Source organism: Mucilaginibacter sp. Bleaf8, from assembly GCF_018390515.1.
Classification (GTDB): Bacteria; Bacteroidota; Bacteroidia; order Sphingobacteriales; family Sphingobacteriaceae; genus Mucilaginibacter.
Map to the genome: position 1 here is coordinate 514,810 of NZ_JAHBBK010000002.1, position 26,586 is coordinate 541,395.

At 45.9% G+C, this 26,586-nt stretch carries 22 protein-coding genes; 17 read left to right on the forward strand and 5 right to left on the reverse strand.

Features of this window, described 5'->3' with window-relative positions:
* Nucleotides 1–18: 18 nt before the first annotated feature.
* On the forward strand, nucleotides 19–2,064 hold the full coding sequence (locus KHS38_RS10910) for an aceric acid hydrolase (protein WP_249665369.1): 2,046 nt from the start codon (nucleotides 19–21) through the stop codon (nucleotides 2,062–2,064).
* Nucleotides 2,065–2,154: 90 nt separating this feature from the next.
* On the opposite strand, the gene KHS38_RS10915 is transcribed toward KHS38_RS10910, so the two are convergent.
* The 4 genes from KHS38_RS10915 to KHS38_RS10930 all read right to left on the reverse strand — a co-directional run bounded on the left by KHS38_RS10915 (nucleotide 2,155) and on the right by KHS38_RS10930 (nucleotide 8,177).
* Nucleotides 2,155–4,467 (reverse strand): DUF5703 domain-containing protein, encoded by a 2,313-nt coding sequence (locus KHS38_RS10915; RefSeq protein ID WP_213488585.1) that lies wholly within the window; start codon nucleotides 4,465–4,467, stop codon nucleotides 2,155–2,157.
* Between the two features lie 13 nt (nucleotides 4,468–4,480).
* The gene (locus KHS38_RS10920; protein ID WP_213488586.1) at nucleotides 4,481–5,917 is read right to left on the reverse strand and encodes a sialate O-acetylesterase; all 1,437 of its coding nucleotides are present in this window, start codon (nucleotides 5,915–5,917) and stop codon (nucleotides 4,481–4,483) included.
* Between the two features lie 31 nt (nucleotides 5,918–5,948).
* Nucleotides 5,949–6,998, reverse strand: a complete 1,050-nt coding sequence (gene fbp, locus KHS38_RS10925; protein ID WP_213488587.1) for a class 1 fructose-bisphosphatase — start codon at nucleotides 6,996–6,998, stop codon at nucleotides 5,949–5,951.
* A 306-nt stretch (nucleotides 6,999–7,304) separates the two neighbouring features.
* On the reverse strand, nucleotides 7,305–8,177 hold the full coding sequence (locus tag KHS38_RS10930) for an AraC family transcriptional regulator (protein WP_213488588.1): 873 nt from the start codon (nucleotides 8,175–8,177) through the stop codon (nucleotides 7,305–7,307).
* 272 nt (nucleotides 8,178–8,449) lie between these two features.
* On the opposite strand from KHS38_RS10930, the gene KHS38_RS10935 reads away from it, so the two are divergent.
* The 16 genes from KHS38_RS10935 to KHS38_RS11015 all read left to right on the forward strand — a co-directional run bounded on the left by KHS38_RS10935 (nucleotide 8,450) and on the right by KHS38_RS11015 (nucleotide 26,128).
* Nucleotides 8,450–9,604: an iron-containing alcohol dehydrogenase gene (locus KHS38_RS10935; RefSeq protein ID WP_213488589.1), complete on the forward strand. Its 1,155-nt coding sequence runs from the start codon at nucleotides 8,450–8,452 to the stop codon at nucleotides 9,602–9,604.
* A 32-nt stretch (nucleotides 9,605–9,636) separates the two neighbouring features.
* Complete coding sequence (locus KHS38_RS10940) at nucleotides 9,637–10,575, forward strand: dihydrodipicolinate synthase family protein (RefSeq protein ID WP_213488590.1); 939 nt, start codon at nucleotides 9,637–9,639, stop codon at nucleotides 10,573–10,575.
* The gene (pdxA, locus tag KHS38_RS10945; RefSeq protein WP_213488591.1) at nucleotides 10,568–11,611 is read left to right on the forward strand and encodes a 4-hydroxythreonine-4-phosphate dehydrogenase PdxA; all 1,044 of its coding nucleotides are present in this window, start codon (nucleotides 10,568–10,570) and stop codon (nucleotides 11,609–11,611) included. The genes KHS38_RS10940 and pdxA overlap by 8 nt, the downstream gene beginning before the upstream one ends.
* Nucleotides 11,608–12,762: a four-carbon acid sugar kinase family protein gene (locus KHS38_RS10950; RefSeq protein ID WP_213488592.1), complete on the forward strand. Its 1,155-nt coding sequence runs from the start codon at nucleotides 11,608–11,610 to the stop codon at nucleotides 12,760–12,762. Before pdxA ends, KHS38_RS10950 begins: the two co-directional genes overlap by 4 nt.
* A 31-nt stretch (nucleotides 12,763–12,793) precedes the next feature.
* Entirely contained in the window at nucleotides 12,794–14,377 is a 1,584-nt protein-coding gene (locus KHS38_RS10955) for a sodium:solute symporter family protein (protein ID WP_213488593.1), read from the forward strand.
* Nucleotides 14,378–14,468: 91 nt separating this feature from the next.
* Nucleotides 14,469–15,233: an SDR family NAD(P)-dependent oxidoreductase gene (locus KHS38_RS10960; protein ID WP_213488594.1), complete on the forward strand. Its 765-nt coding sequence runs from the start codon at nucleotides 14,469–14,471 to the stop codon at nucleotides 15,231–15,233.
* Between the two features lie 239 nt (nucleotides 15,234–15,472).
* Nucleotides 15,473–16,261 carry a phosphatidylinositol-specific phospholipase C/glycerophosphodiester phosphodiesterase family protein gene (locus tag KHS38_RS10965; protein WP_249665370.1) on the forward strand — a complete coding sequence of 263 codons (789 nt, stop codon included), beginning with the start codon at nucleotides 15,473–15,475 and terminating at the stop codon, nucleotides 16,259–16,261.
* A 326-nt stretch (nucleotides 16,262–16,587) separates the two neighbouring features.
* Nucleotides 16,588–17,628, forward strand: a complete 1,041-nt coding sequence (locus KHS38_RS10970) for a hypothetical protein (RefSeq protein ID WP_213488596.1) — start codon at nucleotides 16,588–16,590, stop codon at nucleotides 17,626–17,628.
* An 11-nt stretch (nucleotides 17,629–17,639) separates the two neighbouring features.
* Nucleotides 17,640–18,479: a cytidylyltransferase domain-containing protein gene (locus tag KHS38_RS10975; protein WP_213488597.1), complete on the forward strand. Its 840-nt coding sequence runs from the start codon at nucleotides 17,640–17,642 to the stop codon at nucleotides 18,477–18,479.
* 16 nt (nucleotides 18,480–18,495) lie between these two features.
* Nucleotides 18,496–19,347 carry a transketolase gene (locus KHS38_RS10980; protein ID WP_213488598.1) on the forward strand — a complete coding sequence of 284 codons (852 nt, stop codon included), beginning with the start codon at nucleotides 18,496–18,498 and terminating at the stop codon, nucleotides 19,345–19,347.
* Between the two features lies 1 nt (nucleotide 19,348).
* Nucleotides 19,349–20,287, forward strand: coding sequence for a transketolase family protein (locus tag KHS38_RS10985; RefSeq protein WP_213488599.1), 939 nt, complete (start codon nucleotides 19,349–19,351; stop codon nucleotides 20,285–20,287).
* A 13-nt stretch (nucleotides 20,288–20,300) separates the two neighbouring features.
* On the forward strand, nucleotides 20,301–21,650 hold the full coding sequence (locus KHS38_RS10990; protein WP_213488600.1) for an aminotransferase class III-fold pyridoxal phosphate-dependent enzyme: 1,350 nt from the start codon (nucleotides 20,301–20,303) through the stop codon (nucleotides 21,648–21,650).
* Nucleotides 21,647–22,456, forward strand: coding sequence for an SDR family oxidoreductase (locus KHS38_RS10995; protein WP_213488601.1), 810 nt, complete (start codon nucleotides 21,647–21,649; stop codon nucleotides 22,454–22,456). Before KHS38_RS10990 ends, KHS38_RS10995 begins: the two co-directional genes overlap by 4 nt.
* An 11-nt stretch (nucleotides 22,457–22,467) precedes the next feature.
* Entirely contained in the window at nucleotides 22,468–23,904 is a 1,437-nt protein-coding gene (locus KHS38_RS22250) for an N-acetylneuraminate synthase family protein (protein WP_249665371.1), read from the forward strand.
* Between the two features lie 8 nt (nucleotides 23,905–23,912).
* Nucleotides 23,913–24,839 (forward strand): sterol desaturase family protein, encoded by a 927-nt coding sequence (locus tag KHS38_RS11010; protein WP_213488602.1) that lies wholly within the window; start codon nucleotides 23,913–23,915, stop codon nucleotides 24,837–24,839.
* Between the two features lie 164 nt (nucleotides 24,840–25,003).
* On the forward strand, nucleotides 25,004–26,128 hold the full coding sequence (locus KHS38_RS11015) for a metallophosphoesterase family protein (RefSeq protein ID WP_213488603.1): 1,125 nt from the start codon (nucleotides 25,004–25,006) through the stop codon (nucleotides 26,126–26,128).
* 81 nt (nucleotides 26,129–26,209) lie between these two features.
* On the opposite strand, the gene KHS38_RS11020 is transcribed toward KHS38_RS11015, so the two are convergent.
* Nucleotides 26,210–26,437, reverse strand: a complete 228-nt coding sequence (locus tag KHS38_RS11020; protein WP_213488604.1) for a hypothetical protein — start codon at nucleotides 26,435–26,437, stop codon at nucleotides 26,210–26,212.
* Between the last annotated feature and the right edge of the window lie 149 nt (nucleotides 26,438–26,586).

Consider the following 26,586-nt stretch of genomic DNA (forward strand, 5'->3'; position numbering starts at 1 on the left):
ACGTAATTAAGTAAAGATATGATGAAAAATGTGATGCAAACCGGACTCGGTATAATGCTTACTATCGCAGGTCTTTGCGGGCAGGCTATTGCCCAGAACAAGGCATTGGTAAATACATCTGCCAGCCCTTATGCTAAGCTAAGCAGCATAGATATGGGCAACGTAACCTGGACCGAAGGTTTTTGGGCCGACAGGTTTCAGGTTTGCCGCGATTCCATGATACCCAACTTATGGAAGGTTTACACCGATGCCAACGTGAGCCATTCCTACAAAAACTTTGAAATTGCAGCCGGCTTGGACACCGGTTCGCATGCTGGTCCGCCGTTTCATGATGGTGACTTTTATAAGTTGTTTGAGGCAGTGGCCAGTATGTACAGCATCAACCATGATCCTAAACTGGATGCCTTAATGGGTCGTACCATCGCTGTTATTGCCAAAGCGCAGCGGGCTGATGGTTACATCCATACACCTACCATTATTGCCGAGCGCCAGGATCCCAAAAAGGCTAAAGCCTTTGCCGACCGACTGAATTTTGAAACCTATAACCTGGGCCATTTGATGACGGCCGGCTGCGTTCATTATCGTGCCACAGGTAAAAGAACATTGCTCAACATCGCCATCCGGGCTACCGATTATCTGTATAACTTTTACAAAACTGCATCGCCCGAATTGGCTCGAAATGCCATTTGCCCTTCGCACTATATGGGCGTGGTGGAGATGTATCGCACCACACGGAATCCTAAGTACCTGGAGCTTTCCAAAAACTTAATTGATATACGCGGACTAATGCAGAATGGGACGGACGATAACCAGGACCGTATACCGTTCCGTAAACAAACAAAAGCAATGGGGCATGCCGTTAGGGCTAACTATTTGTTTGCCGGAGCAGCCGATGTATATGCCGAAACCGGCGATACTACACTGCTGCATACGCTGAACCTGATGTGGAATGACGTGGTAAACCGTAAAATGTACATTACTGGTGGTTGCGGTGCCTTATACGATGGTGTATCGCCAGACGGTACTTCGTATGATCCGAATGAAGTGCAGAAAGTTCACCAGGCATACGGGCGCGATTACCAGTTGCCCAACTTTACTGCGCATAACGAAACTTGCGCCAATATTGGCAATGTGCTTTGGAACTGGCGCATGTTGCAGGCCACTGCCGATGCCAAGTATGCCGACGTAATGGAGCTGGCCTTATACAACAGCGTGCTTTCGGGCATCAGTTTAAATGGCAAGAACTTTTTGTATACAAACCCACTAAGTTTTTCGGACGAGCTGCCTTTTCAGCAGCGGTGGTCAAAGGATAGGGTAGGGTACATCAAGCTATCCAACTGTTGTCCGCCTAATGTGGTACGCACCATAGCCGAGGTAAGCGATTATGCCTACAGCGTGTCCGACCAGGGTCTGTACTTCAATTTGTATGGCGGTAATGTACTAAATACAACATTAGAAGATGGCTCAACACTAAAGTTAGCTCAGGAAACAGCGTATCCCTGGGATGGCAGGGTAAGCATCCGTTTTGAAAAAGCTCCGGCGAAAAGCTATTCATTATTCCTGCGCATTCCAGGCTGGTGCGCAGGGGCAACCTTGCTGGTGAATGGTAAGCCAATGAGCGTTACGCTTGCTGCAGGAAGTTATGCAGAGGTAAACCGCAAATGGAAAACCGGTGACCGCGTAGAACTGAACTTGCCCATGCCCGTAAAGCTTATGGAGGCTAATCCGCTGGTTGAAGAGATTCGCAACCAGGTGGCTGTAAAACGCGGACCGGTTGTTTACTGTATCGAATCAGCTGATTTGCCACAGAATCAAAAGATATTCAATATTGCTATACCAGCGCAGGCTAATTTCACTACTGAATCCATCCGCATTGAAAATACTGAGATAATGAGTTTAACAGCTAAAGCTGATGTGAACAACAAAACAAACTGGAACAATACGCTTTACCGCGAAGTATCCAATGCCGACAAGAAACAGGTAAACATTCGTTTGATTCCATATTTTGCCTGGGGCAACCGCGGCCATGTGGATATGGAAACCTGGTTGCCGCTAAACCGGTAATTCAAGCTCTTACACTGCAATTTCGAACAATAAGCGATAGGTATGGTATGCCGCGTGCGTATTTCGCTATTGTTCGAAATGACGGTATAATTAATTAAGCATATTAACCACATCCTGCCGGCGCGATTCGGGAAGTACTTTTAACTGTTCAATCTTTCCATTCTTAACCGTAGCTTCAACCGTTGTATTGTAAGGGGCGTGCAGTTTAAAGTGCACATCCCATGCTTTAGGCCAGGCAGGGAAAAGGTATATCTTTTTGCCGTCGGTTTGCAGCAGCATTTCCTGCAGGCCTATCATGCCCGAGCCGCCCCAGTTATGGTCGGGCGTCCAATCAAACCCCGGACCCCAAAAAGCAGGGAAGCGGCGGCCGGAATCTTTTAGTTTAAAAGTGGTCAGCCTGGCTGCTTCATCGGTTAAACCCAGTCGTGCTGCAAAAAGGTTATCCTGTTTCCAGCCCACGCCGCTCCTGAATTTGACAGCCAGCGTATCATATTTCCAGGTGTTTACCGCAACATCTCGATCCGGCTTACCTATGCCATAAATTCCCCACGGGTAAACCGGGTATAATTGCGTACTTTCCGTGTTATTAACCCGTTCCCAAGTTATAGCTGGGGCGATAGTTTTATGCCCGTTAAAATCGCGAAAGCTAATTGGTGGGATACGCTTAAGCATAGCTTCCCAGTTGTTGCGTTGTTCTGTACTTAGATAAGTACCCGGTAATTGCAACAGGCGGGTAAGCACCGTTTGTAAAGCGGCAATGGTAGAGCTGGCGTTGTAAGCCATTTTGTAGGTTTCACCTCCCGAACCGGGATATAAAATTAGATGACCAGCAGCATCAAAAGCTTTGCTGCCCCGGTTGCGGGCCAGGTACTGGTAATGTTCGTTGAAAAAGGTAAGGCAGCTTTCAATAAAGGGCAGGTATTCGGATATATCTTTACCGGTATATCGTTCCGTCTCCAGCATCATCAGGCAAAACTCCAGTACGGTATCCCATTCATACTCCAGCCAGGCATTGTATTCCATCCCTTTATCATAAGCAGGTGGGCGTTTTAGGCCATATTCGGCAATGTTGGGTAAGCCAAAGTTTTCCAGTTGCTCGGTAAAACTGGCTCCCTTATGGTTCCAGTATATTTTTGAGCGCAGCTCGGCATTGTGCAGTGAGCGCAGGTAAAAATCAAACTGCGGTTTCATCATATCCCAATCGCCGTTCTTAAGCATTGGGAAGTACACCAGCCGCTGGTTCTGCGCCGTCATTAAGCCGCCGCCCCAATTCCGGAAATCAGGTGTAAATTTAAGTGTCGAATCCGTGAGTTGTGAATCGTACGTAAACAAGCCGCCGTTAAATTTAGTAGGATATTGCCCGTATGCATTACACCCCAGCATATAGCGAAACAGCTGGTAATTGCGGCCAACCTGCCACTCGGTTGTGTTAGGCTGATTGGTGTTAATAAAAACAAAGCTCTGGTTCCAGTACTGTTTCCACCAATTGTATGTGTTTTGCCTGGCCTGTTGCTTGTTTTTTAAAGCTTCGGTAATAATATTTTTTAAGCCGTTTTGCCACACTGCTAAAGATGGTGCCTGCCCGGTATGTAAATAAATTTCGATGTTTTGCTTTTTAACAGGCTGGGTGTTCTGCAAGCGCCAGCCCTTAAAATCGGTGCTTAAATAGCGCCCCGAGTAGTTACCGGCTGCTTTCATTCCGGCAGCTACCATATAGCCGCCGAAAGTGAGATTTTTTAAAGGATTAAAAAGCTGTGTCTTTACACTTTCCATTCCCTCGTGCCTAACGGTAGCATCAAACACCGTGGTATCGCGATTGCGATGATAAAACTGTACGCCATTATCCTGGAAAGCCACCTCGTCATGATAGGTTTTGGTGTCGGGCCTGGGTGCCCACTTCCAGGAGCTTTGGTTGCTTTCTTTTACCTTAAGAGGACGGTCTGCAAAACGCCAGTTTTCGTAACCGGCTTCGGCAATAACCGGTTTGTTACTTTGTAGTTCAATATGAATCACCGGGCGGTGAACGTCCACCCAAATATTCAACTTCGCATTCAGGTTGCCACTTTTGCCTTCAATAATTATATCCCCATTCTTTAATGAAAGCTCTTGTCGGAAGTTTTGCCCCGCAAAAGGGTTAGGCATCATCTTTAACCGTACGCGCCCCAGTTTTAAAAAGCTGTTGTTCTCATCAAAAGTGCCGCTACGCGATATATAGAATAGCAGCTCGCCATTTTCCACCCAAACATTCAAACCAATATCGCCACCACCGCAGGGCATCGATTCGCCTGCATTTTTGCTTTGGCTGGTCCATACCACATGGCTTTGCTGCAACTCCGCAGGCTGGGCAAGCAAGGTAGCACCACCGGTTATGAATAAGAGCAGGGCAAGTACAAAAGCTTTCATTTAGATGATTTACTTACCATGAATCGGTACGGAACGAAGATACCGGTAAGCCGTCGGTACCGAACAACTCACCCACAATAAAATCGCGAAACGCATAGCGCACGGCAACCGGCTCTTTCACATCTGATGCGGATACCGACACAGAACTACCGGAAATAACCGCCTTTGCCTGATGAAAGACTTGGTCTTTACCGGCAATTTCGAAATTGTTTAATTCTTTGCCAAAAGTAGTAAGGCCATTAGGTGCATTTTGGAATTTGATGACCGCGATATTTCCGTTAATAGTGATTGATTCGTACTGCGGACTGGCAAAGCCGAAGCCGCCTTTGATGCCGTAAGTTTTACCCAGCGCCAGTAAAGCCAGGCGTGTGCCTCCAGCTTCTTTATGCGATGGGTGGATGGTAGCCTGTTCGCCTATATCCATTAAAACGGCCATGCCGCTGTTGGGTATTACATTTAACGATTTGCGTTGTGCTTCACGAATATAAGCGGAATTGTATTTGCCTCCCGATCTGTATGGCGGTAGCTGCGCATAATCATACGGTGCGATTTGGGCGTAGTAAAACGGGAACTCGCCTTCGCCCCATAGTTCGCGCCAGCGATTAACCATGGCAGGGAACAGCTTTTCGTACTGGTCGGGCCGGTCGTAATTGGATTCGCCCTGGTACCAGATGCAGCCTTTTATGCCATAACCAATTACCGGGTTTAGCATGCCGTTATATAGCGTAGTAGGCGTACGGTTTACTACTTTGATAGAATCAGTCTTAGCCGGGATTTTAATTTCAGGAAATGCTTTCAGCACATCCGGGTCCATCCATGCTTCGATGGTCGATCCGCCATAACTAACGTTAATCAATCCCACCGGTACATTCAGCACCTGGTTAAGCTGGCGGCCAAAATAATAACCTGTAGCACTAAAGTTGCTCACATACTCCGGACTGGCCACATGCCATACCGAAGGCTTACTGTTATCCTGCTGCTCCGTTTTAGATGATCGTGGAACGGTATAGATGCGGATATTGTTATTTTGTGAGTGCAGTATAGCCTCAGTTGATCCGGCAATGGGTTGCCCTTTAAAACCTTTCATGGGCATTTCCATGTTCGATTGACCGGTGCACAGCCATACTTCGCCAATCATGACATTGTTCAGCTTGATGGTTTTACCGTCATCAATAGTTAGCATGTACGGCCCGCCTGCGGTTGGCGTAGCTACCTTTACCTTCCAACGGCCACTGGCATCGGCCTTGGTTTTATATTGTTTGTTGTTCCAGGAAGTACGCACGTTAATGCTCTTCCCGGCAGCGTCCCATCCCCATACAGGTACTTGCGATTGCTGTTGCAAAACCATATCATCGGTAAATATTGAGGCCAGTTTTACCTGAGCCGAAACGTTAACCGAAAAGTTGCAAAGCGTAAGCATAATACCAGCTTTGAATAAGTGTAGTTTCATTAATAGTTGTGATGCAAAATGTGGTGCTAAGTTATTGTATCTGCACCAGCCCTTCAAAAGTTCTTTTTGTTATCTGTGGCGAAAAGCAAGCCAGCATTTCTTCCACTTTGCCCACCATATTTTCTGAACCAATTACAATAGCTGTGCGCTGGTGTAAGTCGTTCACCTCCAGTTCTAATATGCGGCTGTATCCATTGCTGGCCAGGCCGCCTGCTTGTTCTACTATAAAGGCCATTGGGTTACATTCATATACCAACCGTAGTTTGCCTTTAGGTGCCTGGGCGGTCATCGGGTAAATAAACACACCGCCCTTAATTAAACTGCGGTGCAAATCGGCCACCATTGACCCGGTATAGCGCGAAGTATACGGGCGGCGTGTTTTTTCATCCTCCACCTGGCAGTACTTAATGTATTTTTTGATGCCATCCGGAAAATGGCTATAGTAACCTTCATTAATAGAGTATATATAGCCATCCTTAGGTATCTGCATATCGGGGTGCGAAAGGCAGAACTCACCGATGGATGGGTCGAGTGTAAACCCGTTTACACCTTTGCCCGTGGTATACACCAGCATGGTTGATGAGCCGTAAATTACATATCCTGCGGCCACCTGTTCGGTGCCTTTTTGCAGCGCATCTTCCAGCGTTGCTTTTCCTTCGATACTTTTACGGCGATAGATAGAAAAAATAGTACCTACAGCAACATTAACATCAATGTTGGATGATCCGTCCAAAGGATCCATCGCTATGATGTATTTGGCATTCTTTGCTATTTCCGAATCAATAAAAATACATTCATCGTTTTCTTCGGATACGACGATGCAGCATTCGCCCCCGCTTTTAAGGGCCGAAATAAACTGCTCGTTGGCATATACATCCAGCTTTTTCTGACCTTCGCCCTGCACGTTTACCGATCCCGCATCGCCAATAATGTCGGCCAGGCCAGCTTTGTTTACTTCACGGTTCACCACTTTTGCAGCTATGCCAATATCACGCAATAATCTCGATAGCTCGCCCTTGGCGTATGGGAAATCAGCCTGTTTCTCGATGATGAACTGTCCTAATGTTTTTACTGCTTTCATAGATGATGTAGATTTAAAATACTTTGATATTACAATAACTCGTATTCAATAGCTGGCCGGTCATCAGCAAAGCCGGTTTGGCTTGGGCTATTAATAATTATGTAATTGATTTATAAGCGGGTTACATACAAAAGTACAGGTATGCAAAAGCAGGCTATTGCTGATTTTAACAAATCAGTGTACAATATTGCCAAGAATTAAGGGTAGGAAGTACGGTTGAGTGAAAAGGCTATAGTAGAGATAAAAATAAAGCGCTGATAACTATAAAAAGAAAACCCTGCTTAGTATATAAGCAGGGTTTTATAGTTAATTTTTAAGATAGCGCTTTTTGTATTCGGCAGGGGTAACTCCTTTTACCTTTTTGAAGTGCCGGTAAAAGTTAGATACGTTATTAAAGCCGCATTCAAAGCAAATTACTTCCGTAATCAGTTTGTTTTCGACCAGCAGTCGGCAGGCGTGACTTATGCGTATTTCAATCAAAAAGTCGTAATATGTTTTATTGGTCATCAGCTTAAAATACCTGCAAAAAGAAGTAACGCTCAAATTACTTAGGGCCGAAATCTCATTCAGTGTAATGTCTCTTTTATAATTAGACAGTGTATAAGTGTAAATCTGGCTCAAACGTGCATCGTCCATTTCACCAGGTTGTTGAAAGGCGTTGATGTTGCTTACAATAGGCTTGTAGTCGCGCGTTTCGGCCAGGTGTTTCAGGATGCTCAGCATAATAATCAAGCGGTCAAGGCTGCCGGCCTCTACGCCGCTTTGCATCAGGGTTATCACCTTCTCCTTAGTTTCGCCGGTGATGATCATGCCGCTTTTAGAGCGTTCGTAAAGTTTATTAATCAGGTAAGCTTCCGGTAAGGACAAGATGTCGCGGCCCAGGCAAGTTGGTAAAAACTGAAAAACGATAGCCTCAATGTTCAGGTTACTGTTTGGCTGGTAATACTCCTCGCGGCAGCGCCAGGCGTGGGGCAGGTTGGGGCCAAGCAGAATAAGTTCGTCCGACGAGAAGTTACCAATGTTATCGCCTATAAAACGCACGCCTTCACCTTTTACATTATAATGCAGCTCAAGCTCCGGATGATAGTGCCATATATTGCCGAAATTGGGCTTAATGTCATGCCGGATAGTAAACGAGCTTTCCGCTTCGCCGGACAGCTTACGATAAAGGGGCTTCATAACGTGTTTTATAATTGGTTGTTCAAGGTAGCAAAAAGATGCGTAATTGTATATCATCTATCCACACAAATGTGCCGACATACCTCACTTAATGATAAGATGCTATTATTTATGGAAAAAATGATACAAAAAATGGCTTATAACCTTGGCTATGTTTGTATTAAATAAACCAGTAATCACCCAATTAAATAATTACTAAGGATGTATTGGCTTTGCCGTGAAGCTTGCTTTGTAAGCTTTATTGCACGGGTACAGTACTGACATGGCATTTTATGGCTTTAGCGCAACACTTTAAAATCATTTTTCCAGGTAAGCTCATATTCGGTAACGGATGCCTGCAAAATTTAACCGGCGAAATACAGGCATTACAATGCCAGGATGTTTTGATTGTGACCATTGAGCCGCTGTTAGCACAGTTACAAAGTTTAATAGCGCAGTTAGAACAAGCCAGCATCCGCGTAAGCATTGATACCAGTATAGTGCGCGAGCCTACCTTTGCCGATTTTAATGCCCTGTTGCAAAAACTGGGATCCAACAACATTGATCTGGTACTGGGGATAGGCGGCGGCAGTGTGCTGGATGTGGCCAAGCTGGTAGCTGCACAACTGGATAATACCCAAACGTTGGCCGAGATAGTTGGTATCGGGAATTTAAAACAACGCAATATTAAACTTATTTGTGCCCCAGCAACCGCAGGTACAGGCAGCGAGGTGTCGCCTAATGCTATTTTGGTAGATGACGCTGACAACCAGAAAAAAGGCATCATTAGTCCGTTTTTAGTTCCCGATGCGGTATATGTTGATCCGCTGCTTACCATGAGTGTGCCGCCATCCATGACCGCTGCAACCGGGCTTGATGCACTTACGCACTGTTTGGAGGCTTATACCAACAAATTTGCCCAGCCATTTATAGATATGTATGCCTATGAAGGCATGCGGTTAATTGCTGCTAATCTGGTAAAGGCGGTTAAACAAGGCAACGATGAAGAAGCCCGCACACAGGTAGCTATGGGTAGTTTACTGGGCGGATTTTGCTTAGGCCCCGTGAATACTGCTGCAGTACATGCGCTTGCCTATCCGTTGGGTAGCATGTTCCATTTGGCACATGGTTTATCCAATGCTTTGTTGCTGCCTCACGTAATGCAGTTCAATATGGAAGCGGCACCGGAACGATATGCCAGTGTTGCCATAGCATTGGGTTGCGAAAGGCAGATTGATGATTGGGATACCGCCCTGAAAGGTATTGAAAAGATTAAACAGTTTATGCAGGAATGCGGTGTGCCTGCCCGTTTGCGCGATGTAGGTATCCCCGAGGATGCTATACCACAAATGGCCGAAGATGCCATGAAAATTACCCGATTACTGAACAATAACCCCCGACCGGTTACGCTGGACGATGCCATAGCCATATTTAAGGCAGCCTATTAAAAACAGTTAATCATTTTGAGATTGAAGTTTGAATGAAAATTAACAAAAAGTTTCAGGGTAATGTGATACCGGTTATCACGCCGCTTACCCCGCAATACCGGTTAGATACAAATGCGGTAGAAAAGATATTTACCAATCTATATCAAAACAAGGCGCTGCCATTTATACTGGGTACCACGGGTGAGTGTGCCTCGCTATCGGCCGAAATAAAAATCAACTACCTGCAGGTAGCCGGCCGGTTAAAAAAACCGGGCACCATGTTATATGCCGGTATATCAGGCAATTGCCTGGAGGATTCGGTTGAGATGGCCAAGCGCAGCTTTGATGTGGGTGCTGATGTGGTAGTGGCAACTTTGCCAACCTATTACAACCTCACGCCCGACCAGATGAAGCGATACTTTATTGACCTGGCCGATCAGGTTGGCGGGCCGCTCATCGCGTATAATATACCTGCAACTACACACATGTCTATCCCGCTGGCGCTGCTTGATGAGTTGAGCCATCATGAGCATATAGTAGGTACCAAAGATTCTGAACGTAGCAAGGAGCGTTTAGACGAATCATTGTCGTTGTGGGCTGCACGCCCCGATTTTAGCCACTTTTTAGGATGGGCGGCACAGTCGGCCTATGCACTGTTTAACTATACGGATGGTTTGGTACCAAGTACCGGCAACCTGGCACCCGAGGTGTATTGTGAAATGGAAGACGCTGTACTGAACGGCGATGAGGAGCGTGCTTATTTTCACCAGCGTCAGTCTGACATATTAGGTAACCTGTATCAGGCCGACCGCCTGCTGGGCGAATCATTAGCGGCGCTTAAGGTGCTGATGCAAGAGAATGGCCTGTGCCAATCGGTAATGATGTCGCCACTGCAAGAGCTATCCGGCAGCGAAAAGCAAAGCCTGCAACAGGCATTCCACCAGTTAGTAAACGAAGAAGGAATTAAATTCAAAAATTATAACCATGTCTGAAAAACCGATCTTAGGCATCACCATGGGCGATCCGGCCAGCATCGGTTCCGAAATTGCCATAAAAGCATTGCTGGATCAGCACATTTATACGCATTGCCGTCCCTTACTGGTAGGCGATGCCGGTGTTTTTGAGCATATCATTGCAAAGCTGGGTCTGCAAGCCACCGTAAACGCAATCACAGAGGTAAGCCAGGCGCAGTTTGTGTATGGCAATATAGATGTGTTCGACCTGAAAAACGTCGACCTGAATGCACTTGAGTTTGGCGTAGTATCGGCAATGGCTGGTAATGCCGCGTTTGAATCGGTAGTAAAGGTGATTGAACTGGCCATGGCCGGGCAGATAGACGCAACCGTTACCGGTCCGCTCAATAAAAAGTCAATGAACGAGGCCGGGCACCACTTTGCCGGGCATACCGAAATATATGCGCACTATACCGGTACCAAAAAGTATGCTATGCTACTGGTAGAAGATCACATGAAAGTGATTCACGTATCTACCCACGTATCACTTCGCCAAGCTTGCGATCTGGTAAAGAAAGATCGTATTGTAGAAGTAGTTGAGCTGTTGCACAATGGTTTGATCAGTTTAGGTGAAACCAATCTGAAAATAGGGATAGCCGGTTTAAACCCGCATGCCGGCGATTCTGGTTTGTTTGGTACGGAAGATGACGAAGAGATTTTACCTGCAGTTGAAGCTGCCCGAAGCTTAGGTTACGATGTGGAAGGCCCTGTACCGGCTGATACCATGTTCTCAAAAGCAGCTACCGGTTATTACGGCGGTGTTGTTGCCATGTACCATGATCAAGGTCATATCCCGTTCAAATTATCGGGCTTTAAATGGAACCCGGAAAAGAAACAGATGGATAGCGTAAAAGGTGTGAACATCACGATGGGCTTGCCCATTATCCGTACCTCGGTTGATCATGGAACCGCATTTGAAATAGCCGGGAAAGGTATAGCCAGCGCCGATGCAATGGTTTTAGCTATCGAATCAGCTATACAATTGTCTAAAAACAGAACCGTTGCTAAAGCATGATAGCCGTAATTGCAGATGATTTAACAGGTGCAGCCGAAATTGGCGGGATTGGATTGCAGTATAATCTGTCTGTTGAGATCTGCACGCAGGTGAATCCGGCAACTACAGCCGATCTGCTTATCATCAACACCGACTCGCGTTCCAGGAACGAAGAAGAAGCCGTTGCAGTGGTTACAAAAGCCTGCGAAGACATAAAGCAGCTAAACCCTATACTTATCTACAAAAAAGTAGATTCTGTATTGCGCGGGCATGTGCTGGCCGAAGTAGAAGCGGAACTGAAAGTGCTTGAACTGGCCGGTACCTATATTTTACCAGCCAACCCGGCGCTTGGTCGCACGCTGGTGAGTGGTACCTATTGGGTGCACGGCGTACCGGTACATGAAACCTCCTTCGCTGCCGATCCAGAATTTCCGGTAACCAGCGCCAATGTATTGCATATGCTTAAAGCAACGCGCAGGGCTTGCACTTTTAAAAAGCATCATGAAGTATTTACTGATAAGGGTATGGTAATAGGCGAGGTAGCAAGCGTGGACGATTTACAACATTGGGCACAAAAAGCGGCCCGCAAAAAATACATGGTAGGCGCATCCGGTTTTTTCAACGCATTGTTAAATGTGCTGAATGTTAGGAATGCACAACCGGTAGCAGCGTCCCCGCCTGTGGGTAAACCGGCGCTATATGTAAGCGGAACCACCTTTCAAAAAAATGCCGGCTTAATTAAAGACCTCTATAACTCAGGCGGCCCGGTAAGCTACATGCCTTCGGCATTGCTGGAAAGTAGTGTCAATGATAATGAGCTTATCACCAAATGGAGTAGTGAGATAAGCAATCTGCTCCAATTAACCGGCAAAGCGGTAATAGCAATCAATCAGCAACTGCCGCAGGGCGGAGTTGCGCAAGCCGTACATTTAAGAAACCTGATGGCCGCCGTCGTTAAACATGTGTTTGACCAGGTTGCCGTTAAAGAACTGGTGATTGAAGGCGGTTCAACTGCTGCCAGCATTCTTAAATCGCTGGCGCTGGATACGTTGTTACCGGTACAGGAACTGGCCGCCGGCGTAATTCGAAATGCGGTGCTGCATCCTCAAAATTTATATGTTACTTTAAAGCCGGGCAGCTATACCTGGAGTGAGAAGATCTGGAATTTTTAGCTGCCATTAGTGTTTACTAACCAATAAACCGATGACTAAACCTGTATTGAGTGTAATCGATTACCTCATTATCATTGCAGTACTGTTAACAACCATATACTTCGGGTTGAGATATGCCCGAAACCAAAGTACAACCCAATCATACTTTGCAGCAAAGGGCAGGGTGCCGGCATGGGCTATTGGCATGTCGTTGCTGGCTACGTTAATTAGCAGTGTTACTTTTTTAGGCTATCCCGGCGAGGGTTACTCATCCAACTGGATATTGCTGGTACAGGGGCTTATGGTTCCCATTGTACTCATGGGTGCTATTTGGTTTATTGTGCCGCTGTTTCGCAAAGTGATCGGTTTAAGTACTTACGAGTACTTTGAAAAGCGCTTTGGCCTGTTTGCACGTTATTATAGTTCTATAGCATTTGTGCTCAGGCAGTTTTCGGGCATGGGAACCGTGTTCTTTCTGCTGGCCGTAGCGCTAACCAACATGATTGGCGGCAATACATTTGCCATTATTATTATTGTAGGAGCTATTATTATTGCCGTTAACCTTATGGGAGGGATCGAAGCTGTAATCTGGCTGGATGTTTTTCAGGGCTTTATGCTGTTTGCAAGCGGCATAGTTTGCCTTGGTGTGCTGCTGTTTTCGGTTGATGGTGGCCCGGCTGAGGTTTGGAAAGTAGCATCGGCCAACAGCCGGACGGGTTTTGGACCTTATGATATCAACTTCACCCAATTAACTTTTATTGTAATGGCCATAAACGGTATGTTTTATGCCATTCAAAAGTACGGAACCGATCAAACCGTAGTGCAACGCTACCTGACTGCTAAAACCGATAAAGCCGCCATACGCGCATCCCTATTGGGAATATCGCTTACTGTACCAGTATGGGCACTGTTTATGTTTATTGGTACCTGCTTGTTTGTTTATTATAAACAGCATCCATTACCTGCGGGTACCAATGCCAATGCGGTATTTCCATATTTTATCATGACCCAACTGCCAACCGGCGTAATTGGGTTCATCCTCGCTGCCATGATATCGGCCGCTATCTGTAGCTTGAGTGCCGACCTGAATTCATTAGCTGCGGTAGGTGTAGAAGATTATTACAAAAAATTACGGCCCAACCGGTCAGACAAAGAATATTTGAAAGCAGGCAAATGGCTTATTGTAGCCTCAGGGTTAATAGCCATCAGTATTGGCGGTATCTATACTTTGATAGGTAACGAGGGTATTTTAGGTATAATTTTCACCTTATATGCTATATTTTCGGGAGGTATAGTTGGTATCTTCCTGTTGGGCGTTTTTAGTGCTCGTGCCAATAGGCAGGGGGTTAATATCGCCATCATTGTGTGCATCCTGTTTACCTCTTATGCCTTTTTGACATCAACCCCTATAGGCCTTGGTGAAAGCAAAGCACTCTTGCTGGATATGGGTAACTACAACTTTACGCATAACAAGCTGATGTTAGGCGTATACAGTCATTTGGTAGTGATAGGTGTAGGGTATGTAGCCAGCTTGTTTTTCCCGAAACCGGTGCTTGACAAACGCTTACTGTACAGCGGCTGGCGACAATCTGTAAGGGAAGAGCGGCAAGAGGTTAAACAGATGGTTAATTCATAACTACCATCCTTTTAATAATGATTGTTACCGGTAGAATTATAATTTGCGGTCAACAATCTTTGTAATTATAAACCAGCACTAAATATAAACTATGTTTAGCTTACAAAATAAAGCAGCCGTAATTACAGGTGGTGGTAGCGGCATCGGTAAAGCTATTTCTAAATTATTTGCCAGGCAGGGAGCCACTGTGCATATACTGGAATTAAACGCTGATGCAGCTACTCAGGTAGTTCAGGAAATTGAAGCCGATGGTGGGCAAGGGCAGGCACATGCGGTTAATGTGAGCAGCCAGCAAAGCATTGTCGAGGCTTTCAATGCAATTGGGCGGATACATATTTTGGTTAACAACGCCGGCATAGCCCATGTAGGCAATGTAGAGAATACCAGCGAAGCTGATTTTGAGCGTGTGTACAATGTAAATGTAAAGGGGGCTTATAACTGCCTGTTTGCAGCCATACCTTTAATGAAAGCCGCTGGCAGTGGCGTAATTCTTAACATGGCATCCATTGCTTCGCATGTGGGTATTACCGACAGGTTTGCTTACTCCATGAGCAAGGGGGCAATCTACGCCATGTCGCTATCCATAGCGCGCGATTACCTGCATCATGGCATTCGCTGTAACAGTATATCGCCGGCCCGTGTACATACGCCGTTTGTAGACGGGTTTATCGCCAAAAATTATCCGGGGCAGGAAGCCGAAGTTTTTGATAGATTATCACAAAGTCAGCCTATTGGACGAATGGCCAAACCTGAAGAAGTAGCTGCACTGGCCCTGTATCTTTGTTCGGATGAGGCAGGCTTTATAACCGGTTGCGATTACCCTATTGACGGCGGCTTTATCAAATTAAACAATTAATACAGGTTAAAGCCCTTGAAATTACTTAAAAGGATTTCTGTCTTTCAAATCTGCAAAGTATTAAGTATCTCTTGTGTATGACCGTACTATGACAATATTTACTTAACAAAAAGGTTCCCAAAGCTTTACCTGCGGCTAATGATTTGCCAATCTGCATAGTATAGTTTCGCATCAACAAAAACTAATTGTTGATGCGAACTATCTTTAGTTTAAGATCAGGCAGATTGTTGCTATTCCTAATGTTCTTCATCAAGCAGTCGCTTGGCTTTTCTCAGTCGCTCCCCTTAGCCAATGCCTTCGCCCATAATGATTACTGGCATAAACGCCCCTTGTATGATGCCCTGGATAATGGGTATGTACACATAGAGGCCGATGTTTACCTGAGAGGGAATAATATCATTGTAGCACACATACTTCCTGTATTAAAAAAGAAGCGCACGCTTGAAAAGCTATATTTAAAACCCTTACAGGAATGTATTGACGGTACCGGCAAGCGAGCTGATTGTCCCAGCTATCCATTAACGTTGCTGATTGACATTAAATCAGATGCGGAAAAGACGTACCGTGAACTGGATATATTATTGCAAAAATACAAGGCTATATTATCTTCAGTGGAGCAGGGGCATTACACGCAGCGGCAGGTTACCATAGTTATCAGCGGGCATAAGCCTTTCCAGTTATTAAAATCTCAGTCAACCCGTTTTGCATTTATAGACGAAGATTTGAAAAAAGTAGATCAGGATACCACAGCAAAGAACTTTTACCAGACGGCCAGTTGTAAATATTCTTCATTAATTAGATGGAAAGGGCAGGGTAGCTTTCCTGAAATAGAAAAGCAGCGTTTGTGCCAGTATGTAAGTATGGCCCACCGGTTCGGTAAAAAAGTAAGGTTGTGGTCATCACCCGAAAACCCGGCTGTTTGGAATGCCTTGCTGCAATGCGGTGTAGATTTAATTAACACAGATAAACTACTCGAGCTTAAAAATTTCTTATCCAGGCCCGGTATCTTATCTGCTAATGTTAACTAAGTGTAATTGCCTGATTTTTAAACATTAACTTAAACTTTGTTTCATATCTCTTTAATTATAACATAACCTCTTTTTAGCCTTGTGTAAAGATTGCCGCTCTACTTTTAAGTCATGATTATGACTTATAATGATGTGGTGCTGAGTCAATACGAAATTTTCAATTCATCATTAAGGTATAACCTTGCGCCAGGCGTTGCTTGTAACCAGTCGCAATTTGCACAACGGCGGTTGATAAGCAATGTCATTAATCAGCGGTTTGCCGCTCGCATCACTAAGGTCTTATCGAAAAAAAGCCATAATAACAGCTACATTTTGCCGGAGTAAGTATGCAGAAAATACTATTCATGACCGGTTCAATGAACCAAACTATACAAATGCAGGGCATTGCCAGCCACTTGCCTGATTTTGATTGCTGGTTTAGCCAGCTGTTTTCGGATTCAAAACTGCTGAATAACCTGTTAGACCGTTCGTCTTTTCTAAATGCCACCATTTTAGCCCACCGCTTCCGGCTTGCGTCCGAAGAATATCTAACCAACCATGGCTTACAAATCGACTACAAAGCCCGGTTAAACCAATATGATTTGGTTGTGTACTGCTCGGACATGATTATGCCCGAAAGTCTGCGCCATTGCAAAAGTATTTGGGTACAGGAGGGGATGATTGACAAATACACGGTTAAAAGCCAGATTGTAAAAAAACTGAATTTGCCCCCGTATTGGTGTGGCGATACCTCTTTAAACGGCTCTTCAAATAACTGTGATGTATATTGTGTTGCATCAGAGGGCTATAAAACATACTTAACTTCAAAAGGAACGTATGCTGGCAAAATTGTGGTTACCGGTATGCCCAACTATGATAATTTGGAACAGCATCTGGATAATGATTTCCTGTACCAGGGCTATGTGATGGTAGCTACAACGGATATGCGGGAAACCTATCGTTACGAAAACCGGCCGGCCTTTATTACAAAGGCTGTTGAGATAGCCAACGGCAGGCAGTTGCTATTTAAGCTCCACCCGAATGAAGATGTTACCCGCGCCACGGCCGAGATCATGCGTTTTGCACCGGCGGGCACCTTGATATATGATAGCGGTAACACCAACCACATGATAGCCAATTGCTGTGAGCTCATCACGCAATATTCAACCGTAGTATACACCGGTATAGCACTGGGTAAAAAAGTGCATTCCTGGTTTGATGTGGATGAGTTGAAAAAGCTTTCCCCTATACAAAACGGCGGTGCATCTGCAGGTAATATTGCGCAGTTGTGCCGGGCCTATGCACAGCATAGCGGTGCTAAAAATGATTTTAACCCACAGCAGGTAGTATGGCAAAAAGCGCCTGTTGCGGAAGATGTATATGTATAACCCTAAATCTTATGACAAGCAAAGTAGTTATTGTAGTTCAGGCACGCATGGCATCCACCCGCTTACCGGGCAAGGTAATGCTGCCGGTATTAGGTAAAAGTTTGCTGGCGCTGATGGCAGAACGTTTGGCTGCGTTAACACATCCGGTTACAATAGTGATAGCTACATCGGTTAATGCCGAAGATGACGTGATAGCACAAGAAGCAGAGGCGCTAAATATACCCTGCTACCGTGGTAGCCAGAACAATTTGCTCGATCGGCATTACCAAGCTGCCCGCCTTTACGATGCCGATGTGGTGTTAAAAATACCGTCTGATTGTCCGCTGATTGATCCTCGTATTATTGACCATATGCTGCACTTCTTTTTCCTAAACGAGGGCAAGTATGATTACGTGAGCAACCTGCACCCGGCAACCTATCCCGATGGTAACGATGTGGAGATTATGACGGTGCCTTGCCTCAAATTAGCCTGGAAGGAAGCCATGCGCCCTATGGAGATGGAGCATACAACCCCATTCATCTGGGAAAATCCGCACCTGTTTCGTATCGGCAATGTGAAATGGGAAACGGGTTTGGACTATTCCATGTCGCACCGGTTCACTATCGATTATCAGAAAGATTATGAATTTATCAAACAGGTATATGAGGCATTGTATCCGCAAAACCCCAATTTTTCCTGTACCGATATCCTTAGCCTTCTGGAACAGCGCCCTGATATTTATGAGATCAATGCGCAGTACGCCGGGGTTAACTGGTACCGTAACCATTTGCACGAGTTAAGAACCATTCGGGCAACGCAAACCCGGGAGGTACCTGCGCCGAAGGTTCAGCAACATACTTACCGATATTAAACTTACTTCACCCTACATGAATAAAGAACAACAATTGCAGCACATTGCCTTAAACGTTCGTGAGCATATTGTGCGCATGTCAACCGATGGGGGTTGCTTTACAGGCGCATCCTTATCGGCAGTGGATATAATTGTTTACCTGTATACCAGCTTTCTGAACATATCGCCAAATAATCTGGATCATCCGGACCGTGATTACCTTTTTCTTTCAAAAGGACATGATGTGCCTGCCTTGTACGGTACGCTGGCCGAACTGGGCATACTGGAAAAAGAGCGTTTACAAAATCACCTGTCTGTAAACGATCATATTTACTGGCATCCCAACACCCGCGTTCCCGGTATTGAATTTCATTCAGGCTCATTAGGGCATTTGCCCTCGGTTGCCGTTGGGGTAGCTATGGATATCAAAATATCCGGTGGCAGCAATAAGGTGGTTTGCATACTGGGCGATGGCGAACTGAACGAAGGTACCTGCTGGGAAGCCCTGCTGGTTGCCAATGCTTATCATCTGGATAACCTGATTTTTGTAATAGACCGCAACCATTTCCAGGCCAATGTACGCACCGAAGAACTGATACCGCTTGAGCCGCTTGCAGATAAGTTCGAAGCCTTCGGGGCGGCAGTTAAACGAATTAACGGACACAGCTACACAGCGTTGGAAGAAGCGTTTGCGACTTATCCTTTCCAGGAGGGTAAAGTGAACGTGGTCATAGCCGATACCATGCGTGGTAAAGGTTTGCCCAGCATTCAGGAACGGGCAGACCGGTGGTTCTGCAACTTTTCGGCTGATGAGGTTGAGCAGCTTCTGCTTGAGCTGCATGGCCAGCATCCTACTGAATTAACATCTGAAACGCTTATAGTAAGATAACATGACCTACGAAGAATTACTGACTAATATAGCGCTCACCAACGAGCAGGTCATTGTAATGACAGCCGAGAACCGCGCTTTGGTTCGCAACCTGCCGCCATTGCTGGGCAAGCGTTTTATTGATACCGGTATTACCGAGCAAACCATGATAGGCGCAGCAGCCGGTTTGGCGTTGCGAGGCCGAAGGCCCATTGTGCATGCACTGGCAGCTTTTTTAACCATGCGTGCGTTCGAGTTTGTACGTACTGATGTAGGCATCCCGGCGCTGCCTGTAAAATTGAGCGGATTCATTCCCGGCTTTTTATCGGATGCTAACGGGCCAACCCATCAGGCCATTGAGGATGTAGCCATTATGCGCGACATCCCCAACATGACCGTATTTGCCCCGGCTGATGAAGATGATCTGATTCAAATGCTGCAGCAAATATGGGAAAGCCCGCAGCCAGCTTATGTGCGTATCAATACCCGTAAAAGCGGTTACAGCCATGCACCGTTTGAGCTTGGCAAAGCCGAGGTGATTAGCTCTGGCCACGATGTAACGCTGCTTACCTACGGTTTGCTTTTTGAGCAGGCGCTGATTGCCATGCACATGCTGCAAAGAGAAGGCTTATCCGTTGGGCTGATTAATATGCGTAGCCTTAAACCGGTAGATGAACAAGCCATTTTGCAGGCTGCCGCCGGTAGCGAACTGCTGGTAACCGTCGAAGATCATTTTCTAACCGGCGGCTTGTACTCCATTGTAGCCGAAGTGCTGCTCAAGCATCAAACCACAGCCCGCGTATTGCCAATGGCATTAAATGAGCGTTGGTTTAAGCCGGCCCTGTTGCCCGATGTATTGCAGTACGAAGGTTTCACTGGCAAACAAATAGCCGAAACAATACTGGGTTACCAAACCCAATATCAACAACCCGATATCCTGAAACCTCAATTCGCAGAATAAATACTTAATGTATATGCCTAATAACATAGGATTTAATACCAACTACCCCGACATTACCGAATCAGACAAATTGTATGACCGGGCGCTTAAAGTGCAAAAGCCAATTACGCAAACCCTGGCCAAAGGCCCTGGGCAATTCACTAAAAGCATAGCGCCCAAGTACCTGGTTAAAGGTAAAGGTTCGCATGTGTGGGATGCGGATGGCAACGAGTATATTGATTTTAATGCAGCTATCGGTCCGTTGTCATTAGGGTATGCCTACCCCGCGGTAGATGAAGCCATTAAGCGGCAGCTCGAAGACGGGATTACCTTTTCGCTGATGCACCCGCTTGAGGTGGAGCTATCGGAACTGATACAAGAAATTATTCCAAATGCGGAAGCGGTTAAGATAGCCAAAACCGGCGCTGATGTGTGTTCGGCAGCTATACGTGTGGCCCGTGCATTTACCGGTCGCGATAAAGTTTTTTGCTGCGGGTATCATGGCTGGCACGATTGGTACATCGGTATTACCAGTCGTAACGCGGGCATTCCGGAAGCCATTCAGGATATGACCTATACTTTCGAGTATAATGATATTGAATCCATCAAAGCCGCTTTGGATGATACCGTAGCAGCTATTATACTGGAGCCCTTTATTTTTGAAGCACCGGCACCGGGTTTCCTGCAACAATTGGCCGAAGCTTGTAAAGAAAATGGTACGTTACTGATTTTTGATGAAATGTGGACCGGTTTCAGAATAGCTATCGGCGGAGCCCAAGAGTATTTCGGGGTGAAGCCAGACCTGGCAGTATATTCAAAAGCCTGTGCCAACGGGATGCCCATAGCGTTACTAACCGGCCGTGCCGATGTTATGGAGCTCTTCAATTCCGAAGTGTTTAGCTATACAACATTCGGCGGAGAAGCGCTTTCACTTGCAGCATGTATAGCAACTATACAGGAGTTGATTAGTAAAAACGTGCCGAAATATCTTGACCAGTTGGGTGGCCGGTTAAAAGACGGCTACAATCAATTGGCTATTGAACTGGGTATGGACCAATACACTCGTTGCATAGGTTTTAACTGCCGTACCATGGTAACCTTTACACCCCAAGCCGGTAATGGCCTGGAGGTAAAAACCCTCATGCAGCAGGAAATGATCAAGCGCGGTATATTATGGGCCGGTTTTCACAATCTGAGCTACAGCCACACTGATGAGGAGGTGGATTATACACTGCAAGCATACCGCGATGTGTTATCAATCGTAAAAGAAGCCATCGAAAGTGGCGATATTAAAAGCTACCTGAAAGGCGAGGTGCTGGAAGCGGTATTCCGCAAGGTGAGCAACTACAACATCAAGCCCAAAACAGCAGTTGCCTTGTCATGACAGATTTGTTTTCATTGCAGGGTAAAACTGCAATCGTAACCGGTGCGCTTGGCCTTATTGGTAAAAAGCATTGTGAAGCACTGGCTGCGGCCGGTGCGCATGTAGTGGTGGCCGACAGGGATGAGATGCTGGCCAAAGCGTTTGCTCAACAATTGCCTGGCGGTCCACATTTAGGGTTGGCTATTGATGTAACTAATAAGGCCTCGGTTATAACTGTTCGTGATACCATCCTTACGCATTATGCCACTATAGATATATTGGTAAACAATGCGGCCATTAACGATATGTTCGAGAACCCCGCCATGGCGAAGGAATTATCGGCGTTTGAAAACTATCCGCTTGATGCCTTTCGGCAATCGCTTGATGTGAACATTACCGGCGTGTTTCTATGCGCGCAGGTGTTTGGCTCTGTAATGGCCGGGCAGGGCAGCGGCAGTATCATCAACATAGCATCCACTTACGGTATGGTTGGCCCCGATCAAAGTATTTACCGTAATGAAGAAGGGGAGCAGACTTTTTATAAATCGGCTGCTTACCCGGTTACTAAAGGTGCAGTTATCAACTTTACCCGCTTTTTGGCCGCTTACTGGGGCGAAAAAGGCATACGGGTAAACACCCTTTCGCCGGGAGGGGTGGAAAATAATCAAAATGAAATATTCATACAAAACTACGCAGCCAAAACACTTTTAGGCCGTATGGCTCAGGCTACCGACTATCAGGGAGCGCTAATCTTTCTGGCCAGTGATGCATCCGCTTACATGACGGGCGCTAATCTGGTGGTTGACGGCGGCTGGACAGCAATCTAAATCCTTAAATTATGAACGAGATATTGAAACAAAAAGCAACTTTAATTCAGCTTTTACTTACCGATTGTGATGGGGTTTTAACCGATGCCGGCGTGTATTACGGCGAGCAGGGCGAGCATTTGAAAAAATTTAGTTTGCGTGATGGTATGGGGGTGGAGCGTCTGCGCAAGTATGCAGGTATACAAACCGGCATCATCACCGGCGAACGCTCGCCATCGGTTGCTATGCGGGCCGAAAAGCTGCAGATCACCGAACTGCATTTGGGGGTGAAAAACAAAGCTGCCGCTTTTACCGAAATTATTAACCGCCTGGGCTTGCAGCCGCATGAGGTTGCCTACATTGGTGATGATTATAATGACCTGGACATAATGCAGATGGTGGGCATAAGTGCATGCCCGGCCGATGCCTTGCCGCAGGTAAAAAAGATGGTAGATTTTGTTTGCGAACTTCCCGGCGGTGCAGGATGTTTCCGCGAGTTAGCGGAGTGGATTATAGAAGCTAAAAATGAAGCATTGATGAGCCCGTTAGGGCAGGGATATATCACCTTGTCTAACGGCCGCAAGATAGGCAAGGAACAGCCCGCATACATCATAGCCGAAATTGGTATTAACCACAACGGTTCGCTCGAGATTGCCAAAAAGCTGATCGACGAAGCGGTGGCAGCGAAAGCAGATGCGGTGAAATTTCAGAAACGTACGCCCGAAATATGCGTACCGAAAGACCAGTGGGACATTATGCGCGATACGCCCTGGGGCCGTATATCTTACATCGAGTACAAGCGCAAAACAGAGTTCGGTATAGTCGAGTACGCTGCTATTGACCAGTATTGCAAAAAGCTGGGCATCGATTGGTTTGTATCGCCGTGGGATACCAATGCGGTTGATTTTATGGAGCAGTTTGATACCGTTATTTATAAACTGGCTTCAGCATCGCTCACCGACTTTGCCCTGATACAACGCATACTCGAAACAGGTAAGCCGTTAATGCTGTCTACCGGTATGTCAACCATTGCTGAAATTGAGCGTACCATGGTTTACATACGCGATTATGATGAGAATTATCCGTTGTGTATCGCGCATTCTACTTCAGCGTACCCTTGTCCGCCACAGGAGCTGAACCTGAAAATGATTCAGACTTTAGGGGCTAAATATCCCGGTATTCCGGTGGGGTACTCCGGTCATGAAACAGGGCTGGCAACCACTGTAGCTGCCGTAGCTATGGGTGCAACTTTTGTGGAGCGCCACTTTACGCTGGATAGGGCCATGTGGGGATCTGATCATGCCGCATCTGTAGAACCACAGGGCTTACAGCGCCTGGTGCGTGATATTCGCGATGCCGAGACCGCAGCCGGTGATGGTATCAAAAAAGTGTACGATTCGGAACTGGCACCCATGAAAAGGCTACGTGTAAACATTAGCGATGAGTATAAAGAAAAACCGGTGATGTAATCCAAACTATGGCACAAAATCAGCTGCTTACCATAACTACCGGCATACTGGTTTGCTGGGTTATTATCATTATTGCCTGGGAACGGATTGCCCCTTACCGCAAGGGCCTGCCATTTTTTAGGGAAGGTTTTTGGGTGGATTTGGTATGGTATACACTGATTCAGAGCTATTTTTTAAAGATACTCATCTTTGATTATATCATAGCACCTGTACGGCAACACGTACATTGGGCTGACTGGCACCTGCTGCAAAGCTGGCCATTGGCTGTACAGGTGCTGTTTTTTGTGCTGACGCATGATTTATACATTTATCTGTTTCATCGCTTTCAGCACAGTAACAAATATTTTTGGCGCATACACGAGGCACATCATTCAGGCAAGCAGGTTGATTTTTTGGCCGGCTCACGCTCGCATGTGCTCGAGATTGTGATTAACCAAACCATCGAGTTTGCGCCTATCATCCTGTTAGGTGCCGATCCGGCCGTGATTCCCATCAAGGCGCTGGTTGATGCTATGTTCGGGATGTTTATCCATGCCAACATCCGCGTTAATTTAGGCAGGCTCAAATACTTCATCAACACACCCGAACTGCACTTGTGGCACCATGCCAACTATCAGGAAGTGTTTCATGCCAATTTTTCAACCAAATTCTCTTTTTGGGATTACCTGTTCGGAACGGCTTATGACCCCGGCCATGCGCCCGGCAACCAGCCCGAAAACTGGGGCCTGGGCTATGCCTTTCCAAAAGATTATTTTCTGCAGCATGCTTTCTCATTTAAACGCTTTGATGAGCAGAAGTTACTCCGGTACAAGCTGTTTACTCAATATTATCACTTACGTCCGGCCATAATTAAAAAGCTTTCAGGTATTACCCATAAGATGGGTTCTAAGCCTAAGGCATCTGTGTTAAAACAGCAAGAAGAAACCGTGTGGTAAGCTTCAAAGCTATCAATGCCCTGCCGTTAGATTTTGATAGGTATTATTATGCTCAAGCATAATGTGGTAAATGTTGAGCAAGGGTAATAACCTTAAATAAGCCCCGTTTTAATGTTGATTTAATAAGGCGATGGGTATATTTGGCGCGTATCTATTCTATACGTATGGCTTCTTCCAAATATACTACCCCGGTTTTTAAAAAAGATCAGCCGGATGATTCCTATAAATTTCAACCCTTACCTAAGCCTACCGGGCAATATCCATTCCGTTTGCCAATACAAGAGGTAATGCCGGGCATAAGCGAACAAAAGCTGGTTTTTCATATGGTAGGCGACACCGGGAGCATACGCAATCCCGACTATCAGCGACTGGTGGCCAATGCCATGCGGCTGCAATATACCGAGGCTGATGGGGTAGAGAACAAGCCGCAGTTTCTGTACCATTTGGGCGATGTGGTATATAACCATGGTGAGGCCATCCGGTATGACGATCAGTTTTTTACGCCCTATCAAACTTATCCGGGCGAGATATTTGCCATACCCGGCAACCATGATAGCGATGTAAACCCCGAAAGCCAAGTGCCATACCACAGTTTAGAGGCTTTTAAGACTGTGTTTTGCGATACGCAGCGGCGTCAGGTACCATTTAGTAACAACAGTAACCGGTTAAGCATAGTTCAGCCAAACGTTTACTGGACGCTGCAAACATCCCTGGCCAATATCATCGGCTTATGCAGTAATGTGCCTAAGTACGGTATAATTACCTCCGAACAGCGCGAATGGTTCATCAATGAATTGAAAGCTGCCGATGCGGAGCGCCCTGACAAAGCGTTATTAGTGTGCCTGCACCATGCGCCTTACACAGCTGATATAAATCATGGCTCAAGTCAGCCCATGATCTCATTCCTGGAAGATGCCTTTGAAGAAGCCGGTGTAAGGCCGAACCTGGTTTTAAGCGGCCATGTACATAATTACCAGCGGCTATGCAAAACCTATGCTGATGGGGTAAGCGTTCCATTTATTGTAGCAGGAGGAGGTGGCTATGATGAACTGCATGCCATAGCTGCTACAGATGATGAACGTTTTACCAACGATAGTCCACTATTGAACGACGTGAAGCTGGAACAATACGTAGACAACCGGCATGGCTTTTTGAAGATAACAATCGAAAAGGAAAATACCGAGCTTACGCTAACCGGCGAATATTATACCCTGCCACATGAACTGCCCGAAGGGAACGAAACGGAAGAGGCCGTTTTGGCCGACAGGTTTACTATTAACATTATATAAGCAGCATTTTATACTAAACAAACAAGCCGGGTATCAATATCCGGCTTGTTTGTTTAGTGTTGGTATGTTTGTAAGGTATAATTACAAACGATCGTCTGTTAGTCCGTCGTCTTCATCTTCATCATCAAAGTCTTCGGTGTCTAAGTCATCTTCATCGTCAAAATCATCATTATCTAAGTCTTCGTCATCAAAATCTTCCGTGTCGTCTAAATCTTCATCATCGGCAGCATACTCTTCGCCCGGAAAAGCATCATCGTCAGCTGCAAAATACAGTACATCTTGCAACTCGTTTAAGGTGTTGGTCATCATTTCCATAAGTGTATTTGTTTTGTTTCAAGATACGCACATTATAATAAAATGATGAAAAATTTGTGTTATGAAATATTTAATCGCCCACAGGTCATAAAGCGAAATATTTAAAAGTATCATTACAAGTACTTAACAGAGCCTGCATAGCT

Bases quoted from the DNA above. Each gene is read 5' to 3' on its own strand.
- KHS38_RS10990 (WP_213488600.1), top strand. From the start codon at position 20,301: ATGCCTAATAACATAGGATTTAATACCAACTACCCCGACATTACCGAA.
- KHS38_RS10965 (WP_249665370.1), top strand. From the start codon at position 15,473: ATGTTCTTCATCAAGCAGTCGCTTGGCTTTTCTCAGTCGCTCCCCTTA.
- KHS38_RS10915 (WP_213488585.1), bottom strand. From the start codon at position 4,467: ATGAAAGCTTTTGTACTTGCCCTGCTCTTATTCATAACCGGTGGTGCT.
- fbp (WP_213488587.1), bottom strand. From the start codon at position 6,998: ATGAAAGCAGTAAAAACATTAGGACAGTTCATCATCGAGAAACAGGCT.
- KHS38_RS10970 (WP_213488596.1), top strand. From the start codon at position 16,588: ATGCAGAAAATACTATTCATGACCGGTTCAATGAACCAAACTATACAA.
- KHS38_RS10975 (WP_213488597.1), top strand. From the start codon at position 17,640: ATGACAAGCAAAGTAGTTATTGTAGTTCAGGCACGCATGGCATCCACC.
- KHS38_RS10930 (WP_213488588.1), bottom strand. From the start codon at position 8,177: ATGAAGCCCCTTTATCGTAAGCTGTCCGGCGAAGCGGAAAGCTCGTTT.
- KHS38_RS11010 (WP_213488602.1), top strand. From the start codon at position 23,913: ATGGCACAAAATCAGCTGCTTACCATAACTACCGGCATACTGGTTTGC.
- KHS38_RS10955 (WP_213488593.1), top strand. From the start codon at position 12,794: ATGACTAAACCTGTATTGAGTGTAATCGATTACCTCATTATCATTGCA.
- KHS38_RS10910 (WP_249665369.1), top strand. From the start codon at position 19: ATGATGAAAAATGTGATGCAAACCGGACTCGGTATAATGCTTACTATC.
- KHS38_RS10980 (WP_213488598.1), top strand. From the start codon at position 18,496: ATGAATAAAGAACAACAATTGCAGCACATTGCCTTAAACGTTCGTGAG.
- KHS38_RS10935 (WP_213488589.1), top strand. From the start codon at position 8,450: ATGGCTTTAGCGCAACACTTTAAAATCATTTTTCCAGGTAAGCTCATA.
- KHS38_RS10995 (WP_213488601.1), top strand. From the start codon at position 21,647: ATGACAGATTTGTTTTCATTGCAGGGTAAAACTGCAATCGTAACCGGT.
- KHS38_RS11015 (WP_213488603.1), top strand. From the start codon at position 25,004: ATGGCTTCTTCCAAATATACTACCCCGGTTTTTAAAAAAGATCAGCCG.
- KHS38_RS10985 (WP_213488599.1), top strand. From the start codon at position 19,349: ATGACCTACGAAGAATTACTGACTAATATAGCGCTCACCAACGAGCAG.
- pdxA (WP_213488591.1), top strand. From the start codon at position 10,568: ATGTCTGAAAAACCGATCTTAGGCATCACCATGGGCGATCCGGCCAGC.
- KHS38_RS10960 (WP_213488594.1), top strand. From the start codon at position 14,469: ATGTTTAGCTTACAAAATAAAGCAGCCGTAATTACAGGTGGTGGTAGC.
- KHS38_RS22250 (WP_249665371.1), top strand. From the start codon at position 22,468: ATGAACGAGATATTGAAACAAAAAGCAACTTTAATTCAGCTTTTACTT.
- KHS38_RS10940 (WP_213488590.1), top strand. From the start codon at position 9,637: ATGAAAATTAACAAAAAGTTTCAGGGTAATGTGATACCGGTTATCACG.
- KHS38_RS10920 (WP_213488586.1), bottom strand. From the start codon at position 5,917: ATGAAACTACACTTATTCAAAGCTGGTATTATGCTTACGCTTTGCAAC.
- KHS38_RS10950 (WP_213488592.1), top strand. From the start codon at position 11,608: ATGATAGCCGTAATTGCAGATGATTTAACAGGTGCAGCCGAAATTGGC.
- KHS38_RS11020 (WP_213488604.1), bottom strand. From the start codon at position 26,437: ATGATGACCAACACCTTAAACGAGTTGCAAGATGTACTGTATTTTGCA.